At 46.4% G+C, this 3,733-nt stretch carries 5 protein-coding genes; all 5 read left to right on the top strand.

From position 1 onward, the window contains the following. A partial coding sequence (locus A3757_RS19775) for a GGDEF domain-containing protein (protein WP_156506435.1) occupies positions 1-344 on the top strand: 344 nt, incomplete at its 5' end. A gap of 152 nt (positions 345-496) precedes the next feature. Continuing rightward, a complete protein-coding gene (gene aroQ, locus A3757_RS19780) occupies positions 497-931 on the top strand; it encodes a type II 3-dehydroquinate dehydratase (RefSeq protein ID WP_068508593.1) in 435 nt (144 codons plus the stop codon). Positions 932-950: 19 nt separating this feature from the next. Then, on the top strand, positions 951-1,397 hold the full coding sequence (gene accB, locus A3757_RS19785) for an acetyl-CoA carboxylase biotin carboxyl carrier protein (RefSeq protein WP_068512191.1): 447 nt from the start codon (positions 951-953) through the stop codon (positions 1,395-1,397). A gap of 18 nt (positions 1,398-1,415) precedes the next feature. Then, positions 1,416-2,753 (top strand): acetyl-CoA carboxylase biotin carboxylase subunit, encoded by a 1,338-nt coding sequence (gene accC, locus A3757_RS19790; RefSeq protein WP_068512188.1) that lies wholly within the window; start codon positions 1,416-1,418, stop codon positions 2,751-2,753. A 47-nt stretch (positions 2,754-2,800) separates the two neighbouring features. Beyond that, positions 2,801-3,709, top strand: coding sequence for a 50S ribosomal protein L11 methyltransferase (gene prmA / locus A3757_RS19795; protein WP_068554032.1), 909 nt, complete (start codon positions 2,801-2,803; stop codon positions 3,707-3,709). The last annotated feature ends 24 nt before the right edge of the window (positions 3,710-3,733 follow it).

Raw genomic sequence — 3,733 nt, forward strand, 5'->3', positions numbered from 1 at the left:
GCCACCCTATTGGCGACCGCGTACTGAAAAGCCTTTCTCTTTTCCTTAAACAGCGGCTACGTAAAACAGACCACATCGGTCGCTATGGTGGCGAAGAGTTTGCCATCGTACTGCCAAATACTTCTGAACGCGATGCTAAAACTATTCTTAACGAAATACGTGAACGCTTTGCAGAATTACCACAGCCCGCCGGAACCGGCACATTCAATGTCACCTTTAGTTGCGGCATTGCATTAGCTGACCACGAAAACGCTCAATCCTTATGTGAAAAGGCTGATCATGCCCTATACGAAGCAAAGAGAAATGGACGAAATAATGTCCGTTGCTACAATACAGAACTGTAAGAAAACCTGCTTGTAAATAACGCAATATATGGGCAAACTAGCCACTATATTGTAGATAAAGTGTCATAAAAAGAAACTACACTTGTAGACATTTCTCACGGCACTTAGAATTAACTTTCTCTTTCACATGTTTTTACGAGCATCGTCTGATTATGGCTAGCATACTGGTACTTCATGGCCCAAACCTAAACCTTTTAGGCACCCGCGAACCCGAAATTTACGGCTCAGAAACTCTCAATGATATCAACTCTCGCTTAAAAGCCTGCGCCAAGAATAACAATATCGCGCTCAACACGTTGCAAAGCAATGCTGAACACGAACTTATCGAGCGCATACATCAAGCTAAGCAAGATGATACTCAGTTTATAATTATTAACCCTGCGGCATTTACGCATACGAGCGTAGCAATCCGAGATGCTCTACTAGCGATTGATATTCCTTTTATCGAAGTACATTTATCAAATGTTCATGCTAGAGAAACATTTCGCCATCATTCTTATTTCTCTGATGTCGCATTAGGCGTCATCTGCGGGCTGGGCAGCTTAGGTTACGATGCTGCGCTCAGCAAAGCCCTGCAGGCGCTATAAACCTAATACAGGAATTGTTATGGATATTCGAAAAATCAAAAAGCTGATCGAATTAATCACCGAGTCAGATGTAGAAGAACTAGAGATTAAGGAAGGCGAAGAGTCCATCCGCATCAACCGTCGCAAGCATGTTGTCGCCGCACCAGCAGCGGCCCCAGCACCCGTAACGTCTGCTTCAGCACCTATCACAGAAACATCCACTGCAAGTCCGGCACCGGCGAGCACCTCTAGTGACCAGACAATCAATGCCCCTATGGTCGGCACCTTCTACAAGGCGCCCTCACCTGACTCCGCCCCATTTGTTGAAGTTGGACAAAGCGTTAAGGCTGGCGATGTCTTGTGCATCATTGAAGCAATGAAAATGATGAACCAAATCGAGGCAGACCGAAGCGGCGTTATTCAGTCGATAGAAGTCAGTGACGGAGAACCTATCGAGTTCGATCAGATACTATTTACAATTGCATAAGGCTCGCAGGTAACACTGATGTTAAAAAAAGTTCTAATCGCTAATCGTGGCGAAATAGCCTTACGAATTCTACGCGCCTGCAAAGAGATCGGTATTCCTTCGGTCGCCGTACACTCCAAGGTTGATAGAGACCTTATGCACGTTCGCTTGGCAGACGAGTCAGTTTGTATTGGTAATAACAGCCCTGTCGAGAGCTACCTCAATATACCTGCAATAATCAGCGCCGCTGAAGTGACCAATGCTGTTGGCATTCATCCTGGCTACGGTTTTCTTGCTGAAAATGCTGACTTCGCAGAACAAGTCGAAAAGAGCGGCTTTACCTTCATTGGCCCCCCTGCCAGTGTCATTCGCTTAATGGGGAATAAAGTTTCAGCCATCAAAGCCATGACAAAAGCCGGCGTACCGACGGTTCCTGGCTCCGACGGCCCGATCACAAATAATCAAGATCGAACCAAAGCTATTGCACGCAAAATTGGCTACCCGGTTATTATCAAAGCAGCCTCAGGTGGTGGCGGCCGGGGTATGAGAGTTGTTAACGACGAAGCTGAACTACTCACCTCGATTCAGCTAACACAGTCTGAAGCCAAAGCCGCTTTTGGCGATGACACCGTTTACCTTGAAAAATTTCTCGACACACCCCGGCATGTCGAAATCCAGGTACTTGCAGATAACCATGGCAATGTCATTCACTTAGGTGACCGTGACTGTTCACTGCAACGAAGACACCAAAAAGTTATCGAAGAAGCCCCTGCACCAAATATTAACGAGGAAGCCCGACAAGCCACGTTTGCCGCCTGCGTAAAAGCCTGCAAAGATATCGGCTATCGCGGAGCAGGAACATTTGAGTTCTTATACCAGGATGACAGTTTCTATTTTATCGAAATGAATACCCGAGTACAGGTAGAGCACCCTGTAACAGAAATGATAACAGGCATTAATATCGTTAAAGAGCAAATTAGAATTGCTAGCGGCCTACCACTTTCAGTCTCTCAAGCTGAAGTAAATCTTGAAGGCCATGCGATAGAGTGCCGCATTAACGCTGAAAATGCTCAAACCTTTGCACCGAGCCCCGGCTTAGTTAAACAGTTTCACGCGCCCGGTGGCATGGGAGTCCGTGTCGATTCGCATTTATATAGCGGCTATCGTGTACCTCCATTTTACGACTCTTTAGTTGCCAAAATCATTTGTCATAGCGAAAACCGTAATGCGGCGATGAACCGTATGACAAACGCACTTGACGAGCTAGTCGTAGACGGAATTGACACAAATATTGACCTTCACCGCAAGCTACTTTCCGATAGCGGATTTCGAGAGCTCGAATTTAATATCCATCATCTGGAAAAGAATATCCTTTAGTTTCATCTAATGTATTTCATTCCCGACTATCAGGAAGTCACTGACTTATGAACTGGATCCAAGTTAAAGCCAATATATCTCCCGCCATCGCAGAAGCTCTCGAAGAAGGCTTGCTCGCGGCGGGAGCCAGCGCAGTGACTCTCGAAGATGCTCAAGACCAGCCAGTGCTAGAGCCCGAACGGGGCACAACGCCGCTTTGGGAAGAAACGATCGTCACCGGGCTGTTTTCTGCCGATGAGGACCAAAAAGCTATTAGAGCCATCACTGAAAGTGTCTTCACCAATCTTTCAGATCAGACCTTCCCTGAATTGCGTTTTGAAATATTGGAAAACGAAGACTGGACGCGTAAATGGATTGATAACTTCAAACCCATTCAGTTTGGTCGCCGCTTATGGATATGCCCAAGCTGGCATGACATTCCTGAGCCAAACGCTGTCAACCTGATGCTCGACCCTGGCCTGGCTTTCGGCACTGGCACACACCCCACAACTGCACTTTGCTTAAAATGGCTAGATGCTTATGCGCTAAACGATGACGGCCTAAACAACAAAACTGTCGTAGATTTTGGCTGTGGTTCCGGAATACTGGGCTTGGCCGCATTATTACTCGGCGCCAAATCGGTGGTTGGAATCGACAACGACCCTCAAGCTTTGCTGGCTACCCAAGACAATGCCAAGAGAAACGAGGTCGAAGCTCAGCAGTTCCCGGTCTATCTTCCAGAAGATAGCCCTAAAGACCAAGTAGACCTGGTTCTGGCTAATATTCTTGCTCAACCACTGCATGACTTACGTAGCAATATTGCCGCTTTAGTTAAACCTAAAGGAAAATTAATTCTATCTGGAATTCTTGAGCATCAGGCAGCTGCGCTAGTTCACGACTATGAAGAATGGTTTGAAATGGATAAACCTCAGCTAGAGGATGGCTGGGTATGCTTGACCGGCACAAAAAAAGACTGATAATAGCCTTATAATAATTCAGGA

It is taken from the genome of Oleiphilus sp. HI0117 (assembly GCF_001635235.1).

Excerpts from the sequence above, each read along its gene's own strand:
- aroQ (WP_068508593.1), top strand. The coding sequence starts at position 497 with ATGGCTAGCATACTGGTACTTCATGGCCCAAACCTAAACCTTTTAGGC.
- accB (WP_068512191.1), top strand. The coding sequence starts at position 951 with ATGGATATTCGAAAAATCAAAAAGCTGATCGAATTAATCACCGAGTCA.
- accC (WP_068512188.1), top strand. The coding sequence starts at position 1,416 with ATGTTAAAAAAAGTTCTAATCGCTAATCGTGGCGAAATAGCCTTACGA.
- prmA (WP_068554032.1), top strand. The coding sequence starts at position 2,801 with ATGAACTGGATCCAAGTTAAAGCCAATATATCTCCCGCCATCGCAGAA.